Here is a 21,041-nt window from a genome sequence, read left to right as displayed (position 1 = left end):
CATTTAAGACTTCAAAATTTTTAGAAGTCTCCAGCGAGCGCCCACACAAATTATCTGATTATCTATTTTAAAGAGCGGCTGACGCGTTGTGCTTCGTTGTTGTGAAGCGTTGTCCGTGTCAGTGGAGGCGTATAATACGCATCTGAATTTTTAGCGCAAGCGGTTTTTGAGTTAAATTAATAAAAATGCACTATTCTTTTAAATAACGCTCAAATCGATCAACAAACAATCACCAAAACCTCAAAACAGTTCATAAAACGTACTACTCGCTACTCAGCTTCTCATTATGTCTCAAAATTAGCTCAAATAGACGGGTAGCTTACGTGCAATAGAAATGCTCCGTGGTGTGATTTGTGTCTGGTAAGCCAATACTTCAACCCCTGTCTCTAGCACCTCCTTTAAAGCCTCTGCATACTTAGGGTCGATATGTGCAGCCGGTTTAACCGATTCAATCCCCGTATGCGATACACAGAACATCAGAACAGCTCTATGCCCAGCTTTCACCATTTCAGCAAGTTCATATAAATGCTTTCGACCTCGCTCCGTTACAGCATCTGGAAAATAACCCTGCCCGTCTTCTTCTAATAAAGTGACATTTTTGACTTCAACATAACAAAGCGACTCTTCATCACTGCTCAGCAGCCAATCTATGCGACTACTGTTGCCGTATTTCACCTCAGCTTTTTGTGCGGCATAACCAGACAACTCGGGAATAAGATCTTGCTGTATCGCCTCACCTACAACCTTGTTTGGCAATCCCGTATTGATACAAGCAAGGTGCTCATCATCCACTTCAACAAGTTCCCATGTATAGGCCAGCTTACGTTTTGGGTTATCACTTTTTGACACCCAAACACGCGCATACTCTTGTTGGCATCGACGCATTGAACCGGTGTTAGGACAATGAGCAGTGATGACATCCCCATCAGGCAGCTCAATATCTGACAAGAAGCGTTTATAGCGTTTGAGTAATCTGCCTTCTATTAACGTAGGAAACTGCACAATGAGAATGTCCTTATGAAAAAAGGGATCTTTGACAAGTGATGAAGGTCACTAAGCTGAAATTTAAACGGCACATTATAGAATATCAAGAACCTGATTGATCTAAGGCAAGCGTTTCATTTTTTAGAGGTGCACAAATAACGAATGGCCGTTATATTAGATTTCAGACAGAGAGCAAAGGATTGCTTCAGCCCTCAGGAAGAGGGCTCTGTCTCCTACTTATGGATAAAACTTGCGCTGCATGGACGCAGCAGAAAGCTTCCTCTTGTGTTTATACCTTTTTAAAACACTCACTTTCTGATCCAAAACATCACGTCGCTAAACTTTCCTCATGGCCTGCCAAAAACAACCTATTATGAAAACAATTGGTCATAATTGTTAAGCCTTATAACAATTAAGTATACCAACTATCCTATATAGGATATGAGCCCCCTCTTTATTCTTGCCATTCTGCTTACATGCTCTCCCAAAAAATCAAAAACAAAATAAAGAGGAACACATGAAAGCATCTAATCTAAGCGTACTTATTGGAATAGGCGCCAGTCTTCTGGCATCACACTCAGCCCTTGCTACAGAGAATGGAGCCCCATCCACTGCCCCTGGCATTTATGGGTTTAGCGCAGGCTTTATGCCACCTGTCACCGATATTGGCAATTTCTCTATCCGTAGCTCGTATTACAATGCGAACAAAAACCTCAATGCTAACGGAGATGAGAATCTGACAGACTTCTCTCAATCCGTTAAAGCACTCTCTCTAACTTATATAAAAATGACGGAAAAGACATTTCAAAATGCCAGCTATGGTTACGGTATTGTAGTGCCTTTTTTAGAGCTTAAAATTGATGGCATGGTTCCAAATACACCTATTAATATTAATGGCAAAGATACCGCCCTCGGAGACATTCAAGTAATTCCATACATTCTTCAATGGCACCCATCTCCTAATTTAGCCACGAATACCCAACTACAAATCCAAATCCCGACTGGCCATTACGATAAGAACGACACCATTACGACAGGTCTGAACCACTATACATTCTCTCCTGCTTTTAACTTTACCTATATGACCGAGTCTGGATTCGAAGTATCGTCTAGTTTTCAGCTAGATATAAATACCGAAAATAAAGATACCAACTACACCAGCGGTACCGAATACCGACATGAGTTTGCCGTGGGTAAAAACTTTGACGCTTGGACACTAGGACTGGGTGGTTTTTACTATAAGCAGCTAACGGATGATAAAGGTCCAAACGTTATAGACGGTAATCGAGCAGAAGCCTTCGCTGTAGGCCCCGAGCTAAGCTTCTTCCGCCCAGGCTTACCCTTTGTATCATTCCATGCTTACAAAGAGCTTGATGCAAAAAACAGAACACAAGGCTATACCGCTGCACTGTTAGTCTCGCAAAGCTTTTAAACTCTAATGTATGCGAACAACGGCAATAGCCCCCTTTCTATTGCCGTTGCTCTATCTTCGCCACTCCTCGCAATAACACTTCAGCTAATACCCAACACAAAGCAGGCCTTCCTCTGTAAACTGCATAGTTAAATATTTGTATAACAACGCCCTATACCGCCATTATTGTTGTGAACAAGCTTCAGGTCATACGCACATGGTGCGTCTGCTTAGGTCGTATTGAATTTTAGAAAGATCGGCACGTTGCTTGTATTAAAATTATTCAACTTAGCAATTGTTTCGGTAATTTATTGGTTACACTGTCAATATTGTTAAAGTGCTTAAGGCTGGGTATGAAAGTAGAAGAGATTTATCGTCGGGATTTAAATCTGTTAGTGGCGTTGCAAGTTCTGGTTGAGGAGCGCAGTGTCAGCCGAGCTGCAGAACGCTTGAGCTTGAGTCAATCTGCAATGAGCCGTGTTCTGGGTAGATTGCGCAGCTTGCTGTCTGACCCTTTGTTTACCCGTCAAGGCCAGCACCTAGTTCCAACAGAAAAAGCCTTATCGATAAATAAGGCACTAGACGAGCCTATTGGGTCTCTTAGACAACTCTTGTCCCCCATTGAATTTGACCCCAAATCTTGTGACCAAACCTTCACAATTGTCACGACAGATTATGCGATGCAAACGATTTTACCGTTTGCATTACCTCGCATATATCAGGAAGCGCCTAATGTTGCGTTTGAGTTTCTGCCACTCCAAGACGAGCATTTGAAAGAACAACTCACCTACGGCCGAGCTGATTTAGCTATTTGTCGTCCGATATACTCTATTGACTCCTTACAATATGGAGAGCTCGGACGTGTTGGTGTGTCTTGCCTTGTTTCTAAACAGCACCCGTTAGCGAATAAACAAATGTGTCTGGAAGATTATTTGCATTTTCCTCATGCCATGATTGCCATTAGTGATGGGGTAAAATCGCTTATAGAACAAGCACTCGAAGGCCATCCTAAACGACGTATGGTGCTTAGGGCATATCATTTAGAAGCTGCACTGGCCATTGTCGACACAATGCCATTAATTATCACAGTACCCGCTGATTTAGCCTACTTAGTATCAGAGCGTTATGACCTGACGGTAAAACCTCTACCCTTCCATTTTACACCGTTTGATTATTCCATGATTTGGCATCCTCGCTGTGATCACTCACCTGCACAGGAATGGTTAAGGAGTATTGTAAAAGAAGAGTGCAGCAAGCTAATCGCTAAACGTGTGATTGATATGGGGCTGGATGCTGATACCACAGCTTTACCTAAGTAATCTTTCGTATATGCGCCTTGATCATACTGAAACGCCATCATAAAGCACTAATGACAACGATTCTGCCATCTCGCAATCCCGCCAAAAAGCCCAAATAACTGGGCTAAAAGCATTTTAAACGCACCATTTTAATACATGCATATTATGCATGTATTACTTCACTTTTTATCATTTGAGTCCCCCCAGGATACTCTCTACACTCCGCCAATCCAGTAGCTGAGCGCACATCGCACTTGTTTCCATCCACTTTCGCTAAGGCACTGAGCTTGTCCCCTACCGAGCTAAATAAAGGACAATCTCACCACCATAGGTATTATTAAGAGCAATTTATGTTTACTTTCCGATTTCCACTCCTAGTTTGGCTGGGTATAGGGATTTTGATTACCAGCCTAGGGATCAGGCAATCCTTTGGTATTTTCATGACGCCTATTTCCGACTACTTTCAGACGGGACGAGAGTTCTTTAGCTTTGCTATTGCATTGCAAAACTTACTGTTCGGCATGTTCCAGCCATTTGTGGGAATGGCTGCCGACCGTTGGGGTCCAAAGCGCATCATCATTTTAGGCGCTATTTCTTACGCTTTAGGTCTGTACTTAACGTCAATCACCACAGAGCCAACAGTGGTATATCTATCATTAGGTATGCTAGTAGGACTTGGTCTAAGTGCTACTAGCTACGTGATCGTACTCGGTGCCGTTGCAAAAGTGGTTCCCGCACAACATGCCGCGAAAGCCTTTGGCTTAACCACAGCAGCAGGCTCATTTGGCATGTTTGCCATGATCCCGGGTGCGCAATCTTTAATGAGCACTTATGACTGGCAAGGTGCCCTGCAAATATTCGCTGTAATGTGTAGCTTCATGATCGTATTTGCACTGTTTATCAATACGGCAAAGCGGGAAGACAGCTCAGGGCACCCTGTGCACGAAGATACACAAACAATAAAAGAAGCTTTGAAAGAAGCCTTTGCACACAAAGGGTATTGGCTAATTATTGCTGGCTTTTTTGTTTGTGGTTTCCATGTCATGTTTATCGCCACTCACCTTCCCAGCTACGTGATGGATAAAAACTTACCGCCCTCAACGGCGGCCATGGCACTGGCTTATGTGGGTATCTTTAACATTATTGGGTCCTACTTCTGGGGTGCTATGGCAGACCGCTATAGTAAACACTATGTGATGTCAGCGCTGTACTTAGTGCGTACGATTGTAATCGCTACGTTTGTAATGCTACCGACCACCGAAATGTCGGCGATTATCTTCGGCGCGGCGATCGGTTTCTGTTGGCTAGGAACAGTGCCAATTACCTCCGGTTTAGTGCGCCAGATTTTTGGTGCACGGTACTTATCAACGCTATACGGATTGGTGTTTTTCGCACACCAAATAGGCAGTTTCTTGGGCGCATGGGTCGGAGGCGTGATCTATGACTACTACGGATCATACGACCCTATTTGGTGGTCAGCCGTAGTACTCGCCTTTATCTCGGCACTGATCCATCTGCCTATTAATGACAAACCCGTCCCACGCTTGAGTGCGGCAACCGCATAATAGCAAAAGGCTCCCAACATAAGATGCTGGGAGCCTTTTCTTGCGTAGACAGGTTCAAGCGTAAGAACGCTGAACCACCCACTGAATATGATCGAGAAACGCTTTCACTTTTGCCAATGGGTATTTGCGCCCCGAATAGAGGGCGTACAACACCAAGTCTTCCGGTTCATCTTCCCACAAATCGATTTTTACTAACGCTCCTTCGTCCAACTCTTTACGGCAAGCCTCTACAGGCAGTATTGCAAACCCCAACCCTTTAAGCGCGGCCGCCTTCGCCATATGACCACTATTGACCTTATAACAAGACGCCACATTGACAGCTCCTGCTTTTTTAAACTGCCACGGCATACCTTGTAATACTGATAAGCTGGTAATACAAGCACGGCGACTCAGCTCAGAGACTGAACTAGGTTTAGAGCATCGCTCTAAGAGACAAGGAGACGCTACGACACAACTCGGCCAGCGTACCAACTCCCTTGCCACCCAGCCTGAATCCTCTATTGCGCCACGGCCAAAGCGAATAACAACATCAAAACCTTCCAGCAGCCCTTCTTCTGGGTCAAGTTGGGTATCGCAGCTTAACTGAATGTTTGGATGTTGATGACAAAACTCGGCCATCGCCTCCGCTAAAAATGGCAAGTCAGGAGTAATCACCTTTAAATGCCCCACAATGGCATCGCCATTTTGATGCGCTTCATGCAGCATGTCCCCCATGGCAATCAAGAGAGGCGATAGGTTGTGGTAAAATCTTTCCCCTGCTTCGGTCGCAATCATTTTTCGCGTAGTACGCTCTAACAGTCGGACATTTAACGCTTGCTCCAGTAAAGCCACGTGACGACTCACATTCGATTTAGGCAACTGAAGTGACTCCGCCGCACGCTTAAAACTCAACTGTTCATAAACCTTCTGAAAGCTAAGCAGCCACTGTAATTCAATATTTTCTAACACAACTATCTCATTTAATGGGACAAACAAACCAAAATCAGCCCATTTATCCTACTCAATCCCCCTGTAACAATCACCTTATCTCGTAGCAACTCGGAATATAAAGATGAAAACAGTGAAACACATGGCCATTATAGGCGCAGGGGTCGCAGGCTTAGCGCTCGCCATCTTGGCTCGAAAACAAGGCATTCAAGTGACGCTATTTGAGCAAAACAAAGACTACTCTACGATTGGAGCGGGCGTGACACTGTGGCCTAACGCCACCTTTGTCATTAAACAACTAGGGCTGATGGATGAATGCCGAAAACAGTGCGGTCGACCGAGATTTGTACGCCAATTTGACCCGCAATCGACGCTCGTCAATCAATTCGATATCGGGCCGTTAGAAGACCTTTGCGGTTTTCCTGCATTCACCGTATTAAGACAGTGCCTTATTAAAATACTGGCGAGCCAACTCAAGAAACATGATGTAGCCATACACTTTAACACCCCCATCACACCGGAGAGGATTGCGAAGCTACAGCAGCAATTTGATCTCGTGGTCGGCTGCGATGGGCGCATGCACTCCCCGACTCGTCATCAGCTGTATCAAGGCTCCGCCTCAGCGGTTTATCAAGGCTTTATCAATATCATCGGCATTAGCGATATAGACTTGGAGCCATTCGAACAAGCCATTCATGACTATCGAGCAAACGGCGAACGCTTTGGTATTGTCCCCGTTGCCAATCAGCAATGCTATTGGGCCGCGGCCTGGCCCTGCGCACTCGACCGCTCTAGACCCGTAGAAAGTTGGTATGAGGAAATGCAGCAACGCTTCCTACATTGGCCATCCGAAATTCAACAGGTATTGAACACGTCTCGTCCCAATAGCCAGAAACGGATCTTTGTACACGACCTCGACCCTCTACCCTACTGGCATCGAGACAACCTAGTCATAATAGGAGATGCCGCCCACGCACCTTTACCCACCTCTGGACAAGGTGCCGGTCAATCCCTCGAAGATGCTTGGCACTTATCGCAACGACTAAATGAAGCAAAGCCTCTTAATGACCTATTAACGAGCTTTTATAATGATCGGATCCATAAAACGACGATGACTCAGCAGATAGGCAGACAAGTCGCACAGCAGATCTTTCAGCAAACAACACAACCAACCGAGACCCAACCCAGCATATCAGCGCATCAACTGAGCGAACTCTACATGCAAGGCTTACACAAGCCTTAACACCACGAAAGCAAAGTGGACTGGGAGTGCTTTACACCAATTGCCTGACCAACAGACAACAAAAAGCCCGCTAGAAAGCGGGCTTCGGAGTGTTTATTGCGGTTCAGTGCAAGGTGTTACCTAACGCTGAATTATTCCCACTCGACGGTTATTCCCACTCTATCGTTAACGAGGGCCGCAAGCCCTTTAACTACGGTTGTTTGGGGCTTGATTCCTTCCTAGTACCATTATTAGTACCATGCTCAGAGCTTTGTTTCGCCTTTTCTTCCCGGCGACGCTTTAGTTCGGCGCGAGCCCACTCAGAAGACTCAGCCATGTCACGGCGGAGATTTTGCTTTTCACTAACCGTTAGCAACCTTACGTTCATGCCATCATCACAATTATCTAAAACCTAATTCCAAACAGTCCGCCTGAGTCACTATCAGTGATGTTCAAATCAACGAGATAATCTTGCATGTTGAACTCTTGATACTCAGACATATCTGGTAGATCGTCAGAATTCATAGTAACGATATACTGGAAGTTATATTTCTTTGCCATCTGAGCACCAAGGAGTAGAGCCCTTGCTTTTTGCCTCTCATCAACACCATCAAAAATCAAGCTATCATGAATTAACACATCTGGCCTTCTAGCCTCTTCAGCCCACAACTCCATCAGCATCATGTCAAAACAAAAGATTTGCATTTTTGACTTTCCAGTACTCTTTTTACCTGGTATGTCAAATTCAAACTTCGGTCCATTATCAGTAGGGTCTATAGTAAAACGCCCCGATTCTTCATAAAGCTTTGCAGAGATCTCTGCAAAAGACACAACTGCTTTACGAACGGCATCTTCTCGCTCAGATAAATCAATACGCATTTTCTTCTGAAGGTTATTTCGTACCACCTTCAATTCGCTTTTTTGGTCATCAAGGTTCTGGGTTGCAGCGACCTTTCGCTCTAATAGCTCTATATCAGCTTCTAACTTTGATAGCTCAGAGTGCAAACTTGTATAATGATCCAGTGCTCCATGAGACTGAAGCAATAATAGTATTTCTGAACGCTCTTGGTCTAATCTCTCTTTTAGGATATAACGCTCCTCAATTCGAGCCACGACCGTTTCCAACTCTTGTTTTAGATGCTCCCGTCGATTCCTTATAATTGAAGAATGAAATGCAGTAAATTCCTCAAAACGGCGAGAAACAAGCTCAGGAAACACTAGCTCAGTCTCTTTAAACAGTTGCTCTAATCGGTTTGTATCAGAAATAGATTCTTCTTCGAGCGCACGCTCTAACTGGCCAATCCACTCTTTATCTGCTGTATCCTCTCCTGATATGGAGGAGAGAATCTTAGATATTTTTGCCACTCTAGCTTCTTTCTGTTGATACTCAGGAAGGACCTTAAACTCAGCCAAAAGAGTCTTAATTTGCTGGACTCTATCCTTTTTTAAATGTATCTCTGTTCCAAGCTCAGAGGGTGTCCCCATAATGTCGCCTAGTGCACCTTCACTTGATGCTCGCTTAAGAGCCTTTATCAGCTTATCTTTCTGACGCACACCTTCAAATTCCCTCGCAACTCTCCAGTCTAGTTTTAACAAATATGTGAGCGCTACTTGAGACTGCCATGCAGCCTGCATTGGAAATGTTTTTTCTGGCGAATCAAACCCCTTGGTAGACCTAGCGAAATAAGCAAACAAAGACCTGAAAGAAACTGAGTGTTTTAAGTTAAGAGTGGACTCAGTTAACCCAAAAACCTCTTTCCCTAACTTTCTTGACCACTCATCATTGCTTGTATAAACACCATCATCTTCAGATGTTAACGATACGTAGCCCTCAGGCATTTCATGAACAAAAATTTTCGAAGGCGCTTTTCCGTGCCTAGATATGTTTAATGTCGCGCCGTTTACATTCAGCTTCAACCCAAAAAAGTGGTCAACAAGAGCTTTTTCCTTTAACAAGTTTCCTTTCTTAATATCGCTCCCTAACAAAGCATTAATTATTTCAACTAAAGAGCTCTTACCAGCACTATTTCGAGTGTGCCCATCTGTTGACCCCTCACTTTTATGAGCGAGAACTAAGTTCAGCCCAGGATGAAAGCGAGCTGTTTTAAAACCAGAAAGATCACTGTAAACCTCAATCAACATTTCTCTGTACCCTTACTAACAGTCCATTGTTTTCTTCAATAGCTCCAATTAAATACAAAAAATCTAGGGCTAATATGAACCAATCAAACGATATATCTTCCTTATGAACCGCTCTACGATTGTATTGGAATTGATTCCATATTGAACTCGTAGTCGATTGAGACCCGACTAATGCAAAAACTTCCGCAGAGATAGATATCAAGGCTTTATGAGGCGGGATATGTTTTGTTGGTAGGATCATGCGGACCACCCTTCAGGAGCATCTTCAAATATATCGCATCGCTCAAAGAAGTAACTAAGTACAGCCAAAGATGCAACCTGCTCGGCGGCAACAGCTGCCTGCCCCCCTATAAAAGCTTGCAAGTTTGTAAATATCACATCTGAGTGATTATTTGTTGCAGCAAGACTTTTGTATCGCTCTCGAATAGCTTCAGCAAGTTCCTCAGCATATAAAGGATCAGGCCAGCTACTCAATAAATCATTAACCAAGGCCTCTTTAGTCCTACCTGCTTTCAGCAAAGTCTCAACGTCTTCACTCAAATTATTAAACTGCAATTTATTGAGTGAGACGGGGCCCAGTTTTGTAGATTTGGCAGGTCGATTCACAATAGCCCTTAAAAGGGACTTAACTGGTTCATGACTGAGAGATACAACATCTGCTTGAGTTGGTGCAATTCCAAATAAATCGACAAGACTATCTACCGGAAGCCTCAAAGCCTTATCCTTAAGGACTCCCGGCCCCCAGACTTCAATATCAATATTCGGATTTTCTTCTTGTAACTTACATACAAGGTCATGTGCGTATTTTGGCAGACCTTCCCAACTATTATGAATGAAAGTCCATTTTTTCAATTGCTCCTTCCACTTTACTTTTGCACCATGAAAGTCATTAGAAATCTTCTTAAGCAACTTACTCTTAACAAAACCTGAGCTTGGAGCATAAGATTGAAATACAGTCTTTTCGCTACACAGATACCCATCAGCTTTACCATCGCCTTCACTACCAGCAGCTTTAATTGATTGAAAATCGTGAGAATGAAGCTTTTCCATTATCTGGCAAAATAGATCTTCATAACTTTGCTCAACCTTACGGTACAACTCAAGCTCAATAAAGTGTCCATACCATGCACGAGTAATTTGATCCATCATTACAACCATTGTCTAAATTTGAAAAGATTATAAAAAGTTTACCAGCTAGAGAGGCAAATCACACTTTTTAGAAATCAAGTAAAAAGCCCGCTAGAAAGCAGGCTTAAACGTATCAACTTAGTTAAATTTTTTAGTATTGAGCTAGTGACCAGAAAGCTTGATGTAAACTGCCAATTCATTAGCTTACAGGGTAAATATTATGCCCTCTTTCATACCAAACTAAATAGAAATGCCCTTGCAGCTCTATCCCCCAAGCACGCTTTTTATTACCTAGACGAAATCTAAAGGGGCTATCAAACTGCTCTAAATCTAGCTCAAGCCAACGTTCGACTGCTTCATCACAAAGCTCACCGATATCATGATCATGATGCATTAAATGCATAGTGTCTGAGGTCATATTTTGGAGCTCTCTCCAATCCAATCCTTCAAGAGAGTTTAGCCCTTTAGATATCAGCTCTTCCCACTCACTTTCCGACCATTGCCTTGACTCGCCCCACGACCAGCCATCCTTAATGTCGGCTATTCTTGCGCACCAAGTCATTTGATACCCAAATCTTGAACCTGTTTGGCTAACCTTCGGTTGCTTAGGAGTTTCCAAATCTTGAAGGTTGGAGTCTAACTTAGGTAGCTTCTCTAAATCAGGAAGAAATTGGATTTTAGGAGTCTGGGGACTGCTATTTTCAATAAATTCGGTGCGAAACCTTACGGACTTTTGAGATTTCTTTTCTTTCCGTGCAAGCTTGCGCTCTTCTCTTCCCAGCTTTTTATTCATAGAGATTACAGAGCTGCGTAGTACTCTTCCATTGCACCTTTAGTAATAACTTCTGTAGAAGAGTCCATTGGCTCAAGCTCCCCTCTGGCGTCTTTCCAAGGCGACTCTTTATGGGTTAAGTTACTCAGCCATTGTGCTGTTTTGTCGCCGTAGAATTCAAGAACCTTATCAATGGTCTCAACCTGATCTTCATTTAAATTTTCTTTGTTGCCTTTGGTAAAGGTATCAGAGTTAACTTTGAACAGACCACGATGCTCACTGTAAAGCGAGCGCAGCACAGGCCCGTTGGCCCATGCTTCAAAATCTGCTGAAAATAGCTCCTCTTCATCCCAAACTAACGACCATGCTTGGCTGTAATAGACCAGTTTCTGCAACTTCATAGCCGATATCTCGCCCAACTTGTCTAGGATGTATTTTACAACATCGAATTCCGTAGCCATTCCCACAACACCTCAATTATTTGCCGCAAGTCTAGATGATCACTGTCAATTTGTACATGTATATGCCCCAGGTAGACAATATTTGAACATTCTGTGGGACATATCTTCGCACCCAAAAAGTATGAGCCGTTTCAAGAAGTTTAAGTTACTCCATTCACAAAACTCGCTATCTCTTCGTTCCGCTCCCTTTGCTTGTCCTGGGCGTAGTCAACGTAATCCTCTACATCAAACGTGTGTTTCTCAGGATCACGCTCTTGCCAGTCAGCGTGGGCCTGGCGAGCTTCTTCTTGGTCGAATTCAGATAACTCACTAAAGCCACCACTTTGGTTTATCCAGCCTTCTTGGCCGCCAAGTGAGTCGCTGTCGAAAGATGGCGATTGACCATCGCTGGAGCCATCCCCTTCTTGATGTCCCATTGAATCACTACCTGTGTCCATGCTTTCGCGGATAGATGAAGCCAAACGGCCACCGGCGGTTTGGCTGACTTTGTTCTGGAAGCCACCCATTGCTTTAGAACCCATACCTTTGGCAAGGGCCGATGCGGTGCCGGCAGCTACACGGCCCGCATTGGCCGCACCAGTCATAAAGCCACTTGATGTTTGGACCTGCTCACTGGAATGGGTCTCGCCACCACTTTCAGATACAGCCTCTTCACTAGAGCCATGTGATTCTCCTCCCGAGAAGCCAGCGGCTTGAGCAAAAGGCGTTTCACCCGTATCACTGCTACCTGCATCGCTATTTGAAGCACTAGAGCTAGTACCACCAAACTCAGGCATAGGGCCCTCAGACATACTCATTTGAGCTTTCTCAAAAGCCGCCTTAACGGCACTGGCTCCACCGGCCATATTGGTCGCTCCAGACATAGCCGCTCCGCCAAGCGCAGCGCCGCCAGACATAACAGCTGCACCGGCTCCTACAGCTCCACCGATCAAGGCACCCGCACCAAAGGAACTACCTGAGCTGGCCGCAGCTCCGCCACCTGGGATCAAAGCAGCAATCACATTCGGCACAGAGTTGATCAATATCACCATAACCAGCGACACCACGAAGATTACTAGCAATTCATCAAGGGGCGCGCCTTCCGATAAATCGGTGTGATAGCCATCAATAATGGAAACAGCGATGCCGACTAGCAGCGTCATAGTCATTAGCTTTAACGCGATACCGGCCACACTGCGAAAGTAGTTCACCGCAATATCAGAGGTCCAACGAGAGCCACCAAAACCCAAGACAAAGATACCGGCGTAAGCGATGATCCAGGCAGTGATTAATGCTAGTAAGACGTTCGCAGCCACTATAGCCATACAAGCTAAAATGGCTAACGAGGTGAGAAAGATAGATAAGTTGTCGATTGGACTGGTGACACTGTAGCTATCCACCGCCTTTGCCAGAATATCGAAGGCAATATCTATCGGCGTCGATGGGTTCAGTCCTCTAGGCATTCCCGACGCCTCAGCCGCAACGTTACGCAATGAATCAATGATCGACATAGCGAACGTCGGCCCATTAATCAGCAGCCACCAAAAGAAACCGGTTGTGATCGTGAAGCGGACAAACTCGGCAAAGAATTCACCGATGTCCGCCTTACGTAATGCCATCATGCCAAAGGTCCAAACCATCGAGATAACAACAAGCGTCCAAAATAGCCAGGTCGCATGATCCGTAATAACAGACGCCCATGCTTGGCTTGCCGTAGCGAAGCGGTCCGCCACATCATTTAGTACACCGCCTCGATCAACTGCGGCAGAGGCATGTACCGATAACGTTCCCAAAGAGAGAGCTAACGCTGATTTTGTTGTGAATCCTTTCATGATCAGTACTCCTTACTCTTCGAGCGATCCACCGGACCGTCTAGGCTTTGATAAACTGAGCCATCTTGTTGCTCGCAGTTTTGTGTGCATGTTGGTTCTGGCTCAGAGCAAGCCACTAAAAACAACGTTGTTAACACCATAACCAGTATTTGCTTCATCCATTTCATGGTTAGTACTCCTTACTTTGTGAACGGTCGACCGGCTCGCGTAAGCCTTCATAGAGGTTGTCTCGGCTCGCCTGATATTGAGCGTTAAGATCAGCGTCAGCCTGCATTTTGGTGGCTAGGGCGTTTTGTTGAGCGATCAATAGACTGCGGATTTGCAGCAACTGGTTTGCCTGGTTACTCGCTAGCTGATTGGCGTAACCAATCGCCTCAAGCTGACCTTCTGCGCCCTGGGCGGCGGACTGGAGTTGCAGTAATTTGCCTGCGTCACTCTGTAGATTCTGTTGCTGGAGTTCTAAACCACGAAAGACGGCATCGTTGGCTTTCTTCTGAGACTCTGATGCTAGGCGGCGGTTTTCATCCATGGCCGCCCATTCGGCGTCGCTGCAACCATTGCGGGAAAAACAAGGGGAACTGCGGTAATAGGCCACATCTTGGAACCGGCTAAGATAGGCGTCGATACTGCCCAACTGGTTTTGGTAATACGCCAGCGTATTCGTTGCCTGGTTTAAATCATGAATCGTTTGCTGGGCTTGGTCCCAAATATGAGCCGCTGGGGCCATCGTGTTTTGCAGCATATTTTCGTACTGCTGGAGCTGGGTTTGGTACTGCTGGATTTGTTTAGCTGTCTGCGCAACGGCTTCCATTGCCGACATAATGTTCTGTATTAGATTCGTACCATCAGCAACCGGAATACCAGCATGAACGGGATTAGAAATGTTTAACGCCAAGGAAATGGCGAGCACGGGAATTTTAGCCGCTAAAATTTTGCGTTTTAGCATGGTCATTTACTCTTAGTTGTTATGACTAAAATTTGCATTCACCAACCTGTAGAAAACTGGTCTCTACTCCTGCCGTTACCAGCGGTGAATGTGGGCCTGTACAGAGCTAGCTCGCCACTTACTATCTCGGCGCCCGACCTGCGCGACACCGTTAAACGCGCGGCCGAATAGGGTTAAACATCGGTGTTATTACCAACCGAAGCGGTTAGGGCTTCAGTCGATTCCTTTGCCATCACCTCAACGTGATCGGCTCTTATGTTGTCGTTTCGCTTTTTTAGCTGCCTGCTCAGCTTGTAACTTGGCTTTACGCTGCTCTAATGCTGGCATGACCACCGCTTTTTCAGTTACAGGGGCTGACTGAATAGCTAAAACCTCTAACTGAGATAGATTCTGCAACCGGCCACGGCGTGAAGGTGGCACTTTGCCAATCGGTAACACGCCAGGCTTATCAGACCGCTTGGCTCTTTTATTCTGAGAAATTAATGCCTGACGGCGGCGTTCTAGCCCTTGGTCGGCAAACTTTATAGACAGGTTGCCATCTACTGCCGCCTTGATTACTCGCGCCTTGAACTCAGGCGAGCCATTCACGGTAATGCGATTACCGTAACGCTCCATTGCTACCTTTAGCGCAGCTAAGACACTGGTTTGGCTGGAAGCCGTCGCCACTTGTAGACGCTCACCATCATCACGCACGGCGCTGTTACCTGCTCGATAAATAATGGTGCCTTTTTTCGTAATCGTATCGACCGTTGCTTTGGGCTCGGCCTGAACTGTATTTCCTTTGAGGGTATTACCTTTAAGCTTTTGCGCTGCTTCTCGGCTGCGTAGTGCTTTGAGGGCTTCGCTATCTCCTTGCAATGCTTGGCTTTTTAACCAATCCACCCAGGCTTGGCGTTTATTGCTTTGATATATCGTTTGCCGTTGCTCTTGGTAACGTTTGTGGATACGTTCAAGATCGCTTTTCAATGCATCACTGGCCTGTTTGTACAAAAGCTTCTTAGCAAACTTATTACTACCAGTTAACTTAATCACCGCACGACGGCCACGCCCTTTCCTCTTGGCGTTTTCAATCTGTCGATCTTTATCACGGCGCGCCTGTTCAAGGGCTTGCGACTTACTCGCTGCGGCACATTTCTGCTCTGCTTGATAACGGGCATATAGCTCGGTGGTATTCACCTTCAAGCGAATCGGTCGATGTGTATATTGGCGGCTCGGCTTAACTGAATCCGTCGCAGCTACTTCAAAGGGACCAAGGCGCGCTTCAAGTTTAGGTTTGGAAAACTCCCGTCCCAAGGTGCTCGCTTTGAAGATCGCTTCACCCTCGGCAACGATCACTAGACCATTTCCTCTGGTTCTTAACTGCAAACCATTGTCCTGCATGACCTGGTGCAACGCCTGCCAGCTATCGGCTGCTTTGATCTCGTTCATGCATTCGCGCTTCACCCAACCAACTAAGCTTTCAATGCCTGAATGCCGTTCCATATCCATCGCACGTGATTCAGCCCCGCGCTTGCGCGGTATATGATTATCCGGCTGCAAACCAAAATCTTGCTCGATGGCCTCGCACATTTCCGCTAGCTTCTTATGCGGATAATACGGCTCATGGATTGTGTTGCGCGCAGGGTGAATCTTATTGATGGCGATATGGATATGTTGATTGTCCGTATCGTTGTGTACAGCACTGACACGCTGATGTTCGCCATAACCCAACCCTTGGCAAATGCGCTCTTCTATCGCGGCCAAGGTATTTGCTTCTAACTGTTCACCGCTTGGGAAACTCACTATCAAGTGGTAGGTTTTATCACTCTTCGCTCGGGTGTTCGCAAACTGAGTCGCCAACACCTCACTGATCGCATCGCGCACGGTTTCCGCTTCACAGTTATTTAAACGAACACTACCAAGTCGATGTGCTTTGCTCTGGTGATCGGTGATGTAATTCACCAGGCCTGCAAAGTCAGATTTCCCCTGTGAACGCATCGGTACATGCTTCGCGATCATTGGTCCACCCTCGGACGAAGAATAGACTCCATAAGTGAACTCATTTGATCTTGCGTCGCCTCGATACGATTAAGCACTGCCAAGATGGTATTGGCCCCAACATGTGCCACCTTGGCATCATTGCTAAGCCATAACTTCAGCAACCCGCCTAAACGACCTAAGTCACCATTAACCCGTACTAACTCACGTACTTGCTCTGCATCGGTAATTCCTTGGATACGATAGCCCTGGCCGACTTCGCGCAAATAGGTCGAAGCACTGAGCCCTGCCCGTGCTGACATGGATTCGATTAGCGCACGCTCTTCCGGTAGGCAATAGACCTTAATCGGTGGGCTGCTCTTTCTCGTCGTCTTATTTGTGTTGTTCTCCATCTGTGCATCCTCTCTTTCGCCCCGCAGGGCAGGATCAACGTTGAGCGCCGAAGGTGCGAATAAGTCACATAAGTGAAGAGGCTTCGCCATGCTTGCATGGTGGGCCTACTTCACACATCCTGCCCGCATATCAGCATTGGTTTTAGCAAGGTAACCTCTGCATAGAAGTCTGTATTTCCCTGTTTTCTTTTGTATTTCTCTGTTTTTGCCTGTTCAGCACTCTTTTCGTTTTAAAAACCGATAGTTACAACGCTCTTATAGCGACTGAATAGTGCTAAAATAGCGGTCTTACAGCGTTTTACGTGTGATGGCTTTACTCACCATCACGACACCGAAAAACACAGCTTTCCTACTACTTTCCTCGCTAACCAAAGCTAATCAGCCGGTTTTGAACAGTGCCCCTCATATGTCAATAAAACGCCCTGTTTTGCGTTCTGCCCCTCAAGTGTCAATAAAGTACCTTGTCTTGTGCTCTGCCCTTCATATGTCAATAAACACGGTTTAACTCCATGCAGGTGTTTATCTGCGGCAAAGTCTTAGCCCTACTAGGGCGTTAAAGACTACGCCTAGTAGAAAGATCTTAGAGAGATCTTAGACCGTTTTTTGTCGAATTCCCTGTAGCCCTTTAATATTAAGGCTTACAGCGATTTTTAAACTTCAAAAACGTGACCGTTAATGGGAGTAAAGGTGACTGTTAATGGGATAGATTGTGACCGTTAATGGGTCCCTATGGTCGCTGTATTTCAAACATGCCCTGACGGCACTCGACAATTAGCCACCCTATGCTTTGTATTTCGCTTAACGTATCTCTTAAACGACTATGACGCTTACGCAACGTTGCACCAGTAGCAGGATTTTGATGTAGGTAACCACTTAGCGTTTCTAAAGCAACCTTTCCCCTTTGGCCTGGGTTGATCCAAGCACATAGCCTTTGATGAATTAATAGCGCGTTGTGAGTACGCAAGGCTCGAACCTCATCCATATCAATACGGACATGCTGACCGTCTGGAAGAATGGCTTCAGCAATCATTGGGTTTAACGCCACATATAGATTTTTCGCTGAGTCATCACTTTCATACTCAGCCAGCAAACGAAAACCTTTACGCTTACCTCCGTGTTGAACAATAATCGACACCTTCCACATCCGCTCAATACAATCTTTGATGGTTTTAGTGTTATTCGACTTTGTTGCATAACCAATCTCTTGCGCTAGATTGCGGTAACTACATTTCACCACCATGGCATCCAAATCTACCGCCTCCCATTTCGGCTCCAGAAACAGTCGCAACTGCTGCCCATCCTCTGTGTTGGGCTCAGGCTTAAGAATTAATCCTTTTGGTCCAGCCATCGCTATTAAGCCCTGAAGTACACGCAAATCGTCCGCTCCTAACGGCTCAGGTCCGCTGAACTCAATCAAGCGCCCTTTGCCGTAGTCGTATATCACATCCAACTTGGACTTCTTACGCTCACCTTTTTGCAGCGCTCGAAAGAGCCCAGGAGCTAAGCAGTGCGATGGAGCATGCCTAGCGTGCGTTAACTGATACCTAGGCTTCTCCACGTACTCGCCCATTAGAAGGCTTCTGTAACTTCTGTTGCTTTTGCAGCGTTACTTGCTCTAACAACCCATTCTCACGTCGAATTAGCCAGCTCCCGTCGTAGCATGGCCCATAGTTGGCTTTATTAACGCCATAGCGTAGATAGTTCACACGCTCGGTTTCTTCCAAGCCGAACGCTTTGGCCTCGCTTTTCGTCATTTCGCTTAACACAGACTGCCAGCGACAGTGATAAACGATTACAGAAGAGCCTCGCCCCGTGTGTTGCCCATCTGAATCTTTGCTGGTGTGGTGGATAAAAAGCACCGCTGCATCAGTTCTAACAGCGATATGCTCAAGGCGATTTAATACCTGGGACATGGCACTACTTGAGTTCTCATCTTCGGTGCTAAATCGTCGTAATGTATCCAGGATCAAAAGCCTTTGCCCTTCTGATTGTCTCACCAAAAGTTCGACACACTTTTCATCCAGGAGATCTGGAGCGAGACCTGCAACCGACTCGATTACAAGATTTTGACTGACGGCTTCAATTTTCTCTTGGCTTAGATGCGGCCTGATAGATTGGAGGCGGTGCATGATGACCTTTACTGGGTCCTCGGCAGAGATGTATACCACCGGCCCTTGTGTCAGCGGTCCAACGCCTAAAAGGTCAGGACCACCCGCAATATATACCGCCAACTCTAAGGCAAACATTGACTTCCCCGTACCACCCGGCGCTACAAACGCACCGACCGTACCCGCTAATAAACTGGGTAAGACATAGTCCAATTCCGGAGGCTGCTCTGTGAGGGCTTTGAATACATCGATTCGCATAATCAGTTACCCCCAAAGTATCCAGGGCGAGCCGCCTTAAGCGCACTTTTACGGCGTTGTTCGATCCACTCTTCAATCTCGGCAAGATCCCAAGCCACACTGCGACTAGTTAGGACAATACGACGAGGGAACTCACCTTGCTGCTCTAGGTTGTAAATGGTCCGATCCGATAGCGGCACCATTCGTAAAAGCGTTTTTCGATTAATTAGGGTTTTATGTGCTATGTTTTGCATATCTCTTCCTACCATTTCTTGAGAATTAAATTCTGTAGGATCGGGAAAAAGTTGAACGCTTCGTAATTGGAGGATTTGGTTGCGTGACGGAATCATGCTGGCAAGAAAGGTTAATCGAAGCCCGAGGAGCGCTATTCATCGAGATTGATGATGGCTGTAACAGGCAGATTGCCGAAGCGATTAAAGCTTTTGAAGATGAATGGAAGCCCTACTCATTAGAGTCTAAGTGCTATCCGTTGATGGGCCTTATTAGGCGGTTACTTGATCCAGCAATTGACGATTACGTTCGCTCTCTACCGAGCAACCCTCCACACAAACTATGTGGCATCGGCATTAAACACAGCTTCAGCGGCCTACTTGATCAAATAGGTTTTGAAACAACTTATCGCTGTCTCCGTGAAAACATTAGGCGTTTTGAAAAATCGGATTATTTCTCTTCTGAAGAGGGCGATGAGTTCATAGCAACAGCATCGACTCTTATGTTCTTAGCTGATCAGTTGCGCGCAAAGAGACCTTTCCGAATTCCTATTAAAGATGAGCAACAAAATCCTCGTGGCGTTTATAAACGCTCAGTCTCTAACTTCTGGCCGGAGTTCTGCCCACTATGTGGCGAAATATCCGAGTACCAAGCCTTTATCTCAAATCCAAGCATGAGTAAGGGTGAAGAAGATGATCTTCGACTTAGCCAGTACTGCTCGAGTCATAGGCCTCGAAATTCCGATGGGACATGGAACCCTCTATACAAGCAGGCGATCCAGTCTAAAGAGCAGTTCGATATTGAGTTTAAGAGACTGCTATGCCAAGTCAGCCAGCCTCATAAGCCCAATGCTATGTCTGGTGATGAACTGATTGATGAGTATTTTTTTTATTACCTACAAGACAAAATGCCTACCCCTGAACAAATAGACGACTGCTGGAATAGTGTTCAGGATATCTTTGCTGAGCAAGATAGGCTTGATAGCGCTACATACGAATTGATAAATGAGAGAATCTCTGAGATATACGGTACGTCGAATGCACTAGAGCGTATGGATATCAGTCAGCTACGCCATATGGCCCGCAGTATGGTTGATCACCGTTTAACTGATAGAAAGAAAAGAATCATTGCTCTCAGTTTACGATACTCTGATAAAAGCACGATCGCAGAAAAGCTATCAGCCTTTGAGGAGCAGACAATATCACGACAAGCTGTATCTAAAACGTTAAAATCCATTCGAAATCAATTTATGATATACATAAATTAAATAAGTTTATATTATTTAGTCGCCCCTGAATAGCTTGCAACCCTTTGAATAAAAAGTGTTTTTATACGATAGTTAATACCTAAATCTTGCTATAAATACGCCATAAGGCCCAAAAAGTTGCAGAAATGGGTGAGTTTTATGAAGCCTCGTCAGACAAAGACC

20 protein-coding genes are annotated in these 21,041 nt (G+C 45.5%); 5 read left to right on the top strand and 15 right to left on the bottom strand.

What is annotated here, in order from left to right; genetic code table 11:
* Positions 1–297: 297 nt before the first annotated feature.
* A complete protein-coding gene (sfsA, locus tag AYW76_RS18290) occupies positions 298–1,002 on the bottom strand; it encodes a DNA/RNA nuclease SfsA (protein ID WP_067223937.1) in 705 nt (234 codons plus the stop codon).
* A gap of 499 nt (positions 1,003–1,501) precedes the next feature.
* Here sfsA and AYW76_RS18285 point away from each other — a divergent pair, with 499 nt between their 5' ends.
* The 3 genes from AYW76_RS18285 to AYW76_RS18275 all read left to right on the top strand — a co-directional run bounded on the left by AYW76_RS18285 (position 1,502) and on the right by AYW76_RS18275 (position 5,258).
* A complete protein-coding gene (locus AYW76_RS18285) occupies positions 1,502–2,416 on the top strand; it encodes a SphA family protein (RefSeq protein ID WP_082866307.1) in 915 nt (304 codons plus the stop codon).
* A gap of 332 nt (positions 2,417–2,748) precedes the next feature.
* Positions 2,749–3,714 carry a LysR family transcriptional regulator gene (locus AYW76_RS18280; RefSeq protein ID WP_067223933.1) on the top strand — a complete coding sequence of 322 codons (966 nt, stop codon included), beginning with the start codon at positions 2,749–2,751 and terminating at the stop codon, positions 3,712–3,714.
* A gap of 329 nt (positions 3,715–4,043) precedes the next feature.
* Entirely contained in the window at positions 4,044–5,258 is a 1,215-nt protein-coding gene (locus AYW76_RS18275) for an MFS transporter (RefSeq protein ID WP_067223930.1), read from the top strand.
* A 54-nt stretch (positions 5,259–5,312) separates the two neighbouring features.
* On the opposite strand, the gene AYW76_RS18270 is transcribed toward AYW76_RS18275, so the two are convergent.
* Positions 5,313–6,206, bottom strand: a complete 894-nt coding sequence (locus tag AYW76_RS18270; protein WP_067223927.1) for a LysR family transcriptional regulator — start codon at positions 6,204–6,206, stop codon at positions 5,313–5,315.
* Positions 6,207–6,309: 103 nt separating this feature from the next.
* Between AYW76_RS18270 and AYW76_RS18265 the strand changes: the two genes are divergently transcribed.
* Positions 6,310–7,428, top strand: a complete 1,119-nt coding sequence (locus AYW76_RS18265) for an FAD-dependent monooxygenase (RefSeq protein WP_067223924.1) — start codon at positions 6,310–6,312, stop codon at positions 7,426–7,428.
* Positions 7,429–7,812: 384 nt separating this feature from the next.
* Here AYW76_RS18265 and AYW76_RS18260 read toward each other — a convergent pair whose 3' ends face one another.
* The 13 genes from AYW76_RS18260 to AYW76_RS18205 form a co-directional block, all read right to left on the bottom strand.
* The gene (locus AYW76_RS18260; protein WP_067223921.1) at positions 7,813–9,549 is read right to left on the bottom strand and encodes an ABC-three component system protein; all 1,737 of its coding nucleotides are present in this window, start codon (positions 9,547–9,549) and stop codon (positions 7,813–7,815) included.
* Positions 9,539–9,790: an ABC-three component system middle component 6 gene (locus AYW76_RS19720; RefSeq protein WP_067223918.1), complete on the bottom strand. Its 252-nt coding sequence runs from the start codon at positions 9,788–9,790 to the stop codon at positions 9,539–9,541. The genes AYW76_RS18260 and AYW76_RS19720 overlap by 11 nt, the downstream gene beginning before the upstream one ends.
* On the bottom strand, positions 9,787–10,698 hold the full coding sequence (locus AYW76_RS18250) for an ABC-three component system protein (protein WP_197467853.1): 912 nt from the start codon (positions 10,696–10,698) through the stop codon (positions 9,787–9,789). Before AYW76_RS18250 ends, AYW76_RS19720 begins: the two co-directional genes overlap by 4 nt.
* 178 nt (positions 10,699–10,876) lie before the next feature.
* A complete protein-coding gene (locus AYW76_RS18245; protein WP_067223912.1) occupies positions 10,877–11,470 on the bottom strand; it encodes a hypothetical protein in 594 nt (197 codons plus the stop codon).
* A gap of 5 nt (positions 11,471–11,475) precedes the next feature.
* Positions 11,476–11,910 (bottom strand): Panacea domain-containing protein, encoded by a 435-nt coding sequence (locus AYW76_RS18240; protein ID WP_067223908.1) that lies wholly within the window; start codon positions 11,908–11,910, stop codon positions 11,476–11,478.
* 140 nt (positions 11,911–12,050) lie between these two features.
* Positions 12,051–13,721 (bottom strand): P-type conjugative transfer protein TrbL, encoded by a 1,671-nt coding sequence (gene trbL, locus AYW76_RS18235; RefSeq protein ID WP_067223905.1) that lies wholly within the window; start codon positions 13,719–13,721, stop codon positions 12,051–12,053.
* A gap of 2 nt (positions 13,722–13,723) precedes the next feature.
* Entirely contained in the window at positions 13,724–13,888 is a 165-nt protein-coding gene (locus AYW76_RS19160) for a hypothetical protein (RefSeq protein ID WP_156489107.1), read from the bottom strand.
* Positions 13,889–13,890: 2 nt separating this feature from the next.
* Complete coding sequence (gene trbJ, locus AYW76_RS18230) at positions 13,891–14,667, bottom strand: P-type conjugative transfer protein TrbJ (protein ID WP_067223902.1); 777 nt, start codon at positions 14,665–14,667, stop codon at positions 13,891–13,893.
* 237 nt (positions 14,668–14,904) lie between these two features.
* Positions 14,905–16,665, bottom strand: coding sequence for a TraI/MobA(P) family conjugative relaxase (gene traI / locus AYW76_RS18225; RefSeq protein WP_067223899.1), 1,761 nt, complete (start codon positions 16,663–16,665; stop codon positions 14,905–14,907).
* On the bottom strand, positions 16,662–17,036 hold the full coding sequence (traJ, locus tag AYW76_RS18220) for a conjugal transfer transcriptional regulator TraJ (RefSeq protein ID WP_067223896.1): 375 nt from the start codon (positions 17,034–17,036) through the stop codon (positions 16,662–16,664). The genes traI and traJ overlap by 4 nt, the downstream gene beginning before the upstream one ends.
* A gap of 727 nt (positions 17,037–17,763) precedes the next feature.
* Positions 17,764–18,606 carry a replication protein C, IncQ-type gene (gene repC, locus AYW76_RS18215; RefSeq protein ID WP_407943027.1) on the bottom strand — a complete coding sequence of 281 codons (843 nt, stop codon included), beginning with the start codon at positions 18,604–18,606 and terminating at the stop codon, positions 17,764–17,766.
* Positions 18,581–19,402: a helicase RepA family protein gene (locus AYW76_RS18210; RefSeq protein ID WP_067223893.1), complete on the bottom strand. Its 822-nt coding sequence runs from the start codon at positions 19,400–19,402 to the stop codon at positions 18,581–18,583. Before AYW76_RS18210 ends, repC begins: the two co-directional genes overlap by 26 nt.
* A 2-nt stretch (positions 19,403–19,404) precedes the next feature.
* Positions 19,405–19,635: a helix-turn-helix transcriptional regulator gene (locus AYW76_RS18205; protein ID WP_067223890.1), complete on the bottom strand. Its 231-nt coding sequence runs from the start codon at positions 19,633–19,635 to the stop codon at positions 19,405–19,407.
* An 83-nt stretch (positions 19,636–19,718) separates the two neighbouring features.
* On the opposite strand from AYW76_RS18205, the gene AYW76_RS18200 reads away from it, so the two are divergent.
* On the top strand, positions 19,719–20,879 hold the full coding sequence (locus tag AYW76_RS18200; protein WP_067223887.1) for a hypothetical protein: 1,161 nt from the start codon (positions 19,719–19,721) through the stop codon (positions 20,877–20,879).
* Positions 20,880–21,041 lie beyond the last annotated feature (162 nt).

The sequence above is a fragment of the Marinomonas gallaica genome, assembly GCF_001639745.1.
GTDB lineage: Bacteria > Pseudomonadota > Gammaproteobacteria > Pseudomonadales > Marinomonadaceae > Marinomonas > Marinomonas gallaica.
The sequence above is the reverse complement of the archived record's forward strand: the minus strand, read 5'-3'. Positions and strand labels throughout refer to the sequence as shown.

Coding starts and splice junctions, on each gene's coding strand:
- AYW76_RS18205 (WP_067223890.1), bottom strand. CDS start 19,635: ATGCAAAACATAGCACATAAAACCCTAATTAATCGAAAAACGCTTTTA.
- AYW76_RS18265 (WP_067223924.1), top strand. CDS start 6,310: ATGAAAACAGTGAAACACATGGCCATTATAGGCGCAGGGGTCGCAGGC.
- trbJ (WP_067223902.1), bottom strand. CDS start 14,667: ATGCTAAAACGCAAAATTTTAGCGGCTAAAATTCCCGTGCTCGCCATT.
- trbL (WP_067223905.1), bottom strand. CDS start 13,721: ATGAAAGGATTCACAACAAAATCAGCGTTAGCTCTCTCTTTGGGAACG.
- AYW76_RS18275 (WP_067223930.1), top strand. CDS start 4,044: ATGTTTACTTTCCGATTTCCACTCCTAGTTTGGCTGGGTATAGGGATT.
- AYW76_RS18250 (WP_197467853.1), bottom strand. CDS start 10,698: ATGATGGATCAAATTACTCGTGCATGGTATGGACACTTTATTGAGCTT.
- traJ (WP_067223896.1), bottom strand. CDS start 17,036: ATGGAGAACAACACAAATAAGACGACGAGAAAGAGCAGCCCACCGATT.
- AYW76_RS18285 (WP_082866307.1), top strand. CDS start 1,502: ATGAAAGCATCTAATCTAAGCGTACTTATTGGAATAGGCGCCAGTCTT.
- AYW76_RS18260 (WP_067223921.1), bottom strand. CDS start 9,549: ATGTTGATTGAGGTTTACAGTGATCTTTCTGGTTTTAAAACAGCTCGC.
- repC (WP_407943027.1), bottom strand. CDS start 18,606: ATGGGCGAGTACGTGGAGAAGCCTAGGTATCAGTTAACGCACGCTAGG.
- AYW76_RS19160 (WP_156489107.1), bottom strand. CDS start 13,888: ATGAAATGGATGAAGCAAATACTGGTTATGGTGTTAACAACGTTGTTT.
- traI (WP_067223899.1), bottom strand. CDS start 16,665: ATGATCGCGAAGCATGTACCGATGCGTTCACAGGGGAAATCTGACTTT.
- AYW76_RS19720 (WP_067223918.1), bottom strand. CDS start 9,790: ATGATCCTACCAACAAAACATATCCCGCCTCATAAAGCCTTGATATCT.
- AYW76_RS18210 (WP_067223893.1), bottom strand. CDS start 19,402: ATGCGAATCGATGTATTCAAAGCCCTCACAGAGCAGCCTCCGGAATTG.
- AYW76_RS18245 (WP_067223912.1), bottom strand. CDS start 11,470: ATGAATAAAAAGCTGGGAAGAGAAGAGCGCAAGCTTGCACGGAAAGAA.
- AYW76_RS18240 (WP_067223908.1), bottom strand. CDS start 11,910: ATGGCTACGGAATTCGATGTTGTAAAATACATCCTAGACAAGTTGGGC.
- AYW76_RS18280 (WP_067223933.1), top strand. CDS start 2,749: ATGAAAGTAGAAGAGATTTATCGTCGGGATTTAAATCTGTTAGTGGCG.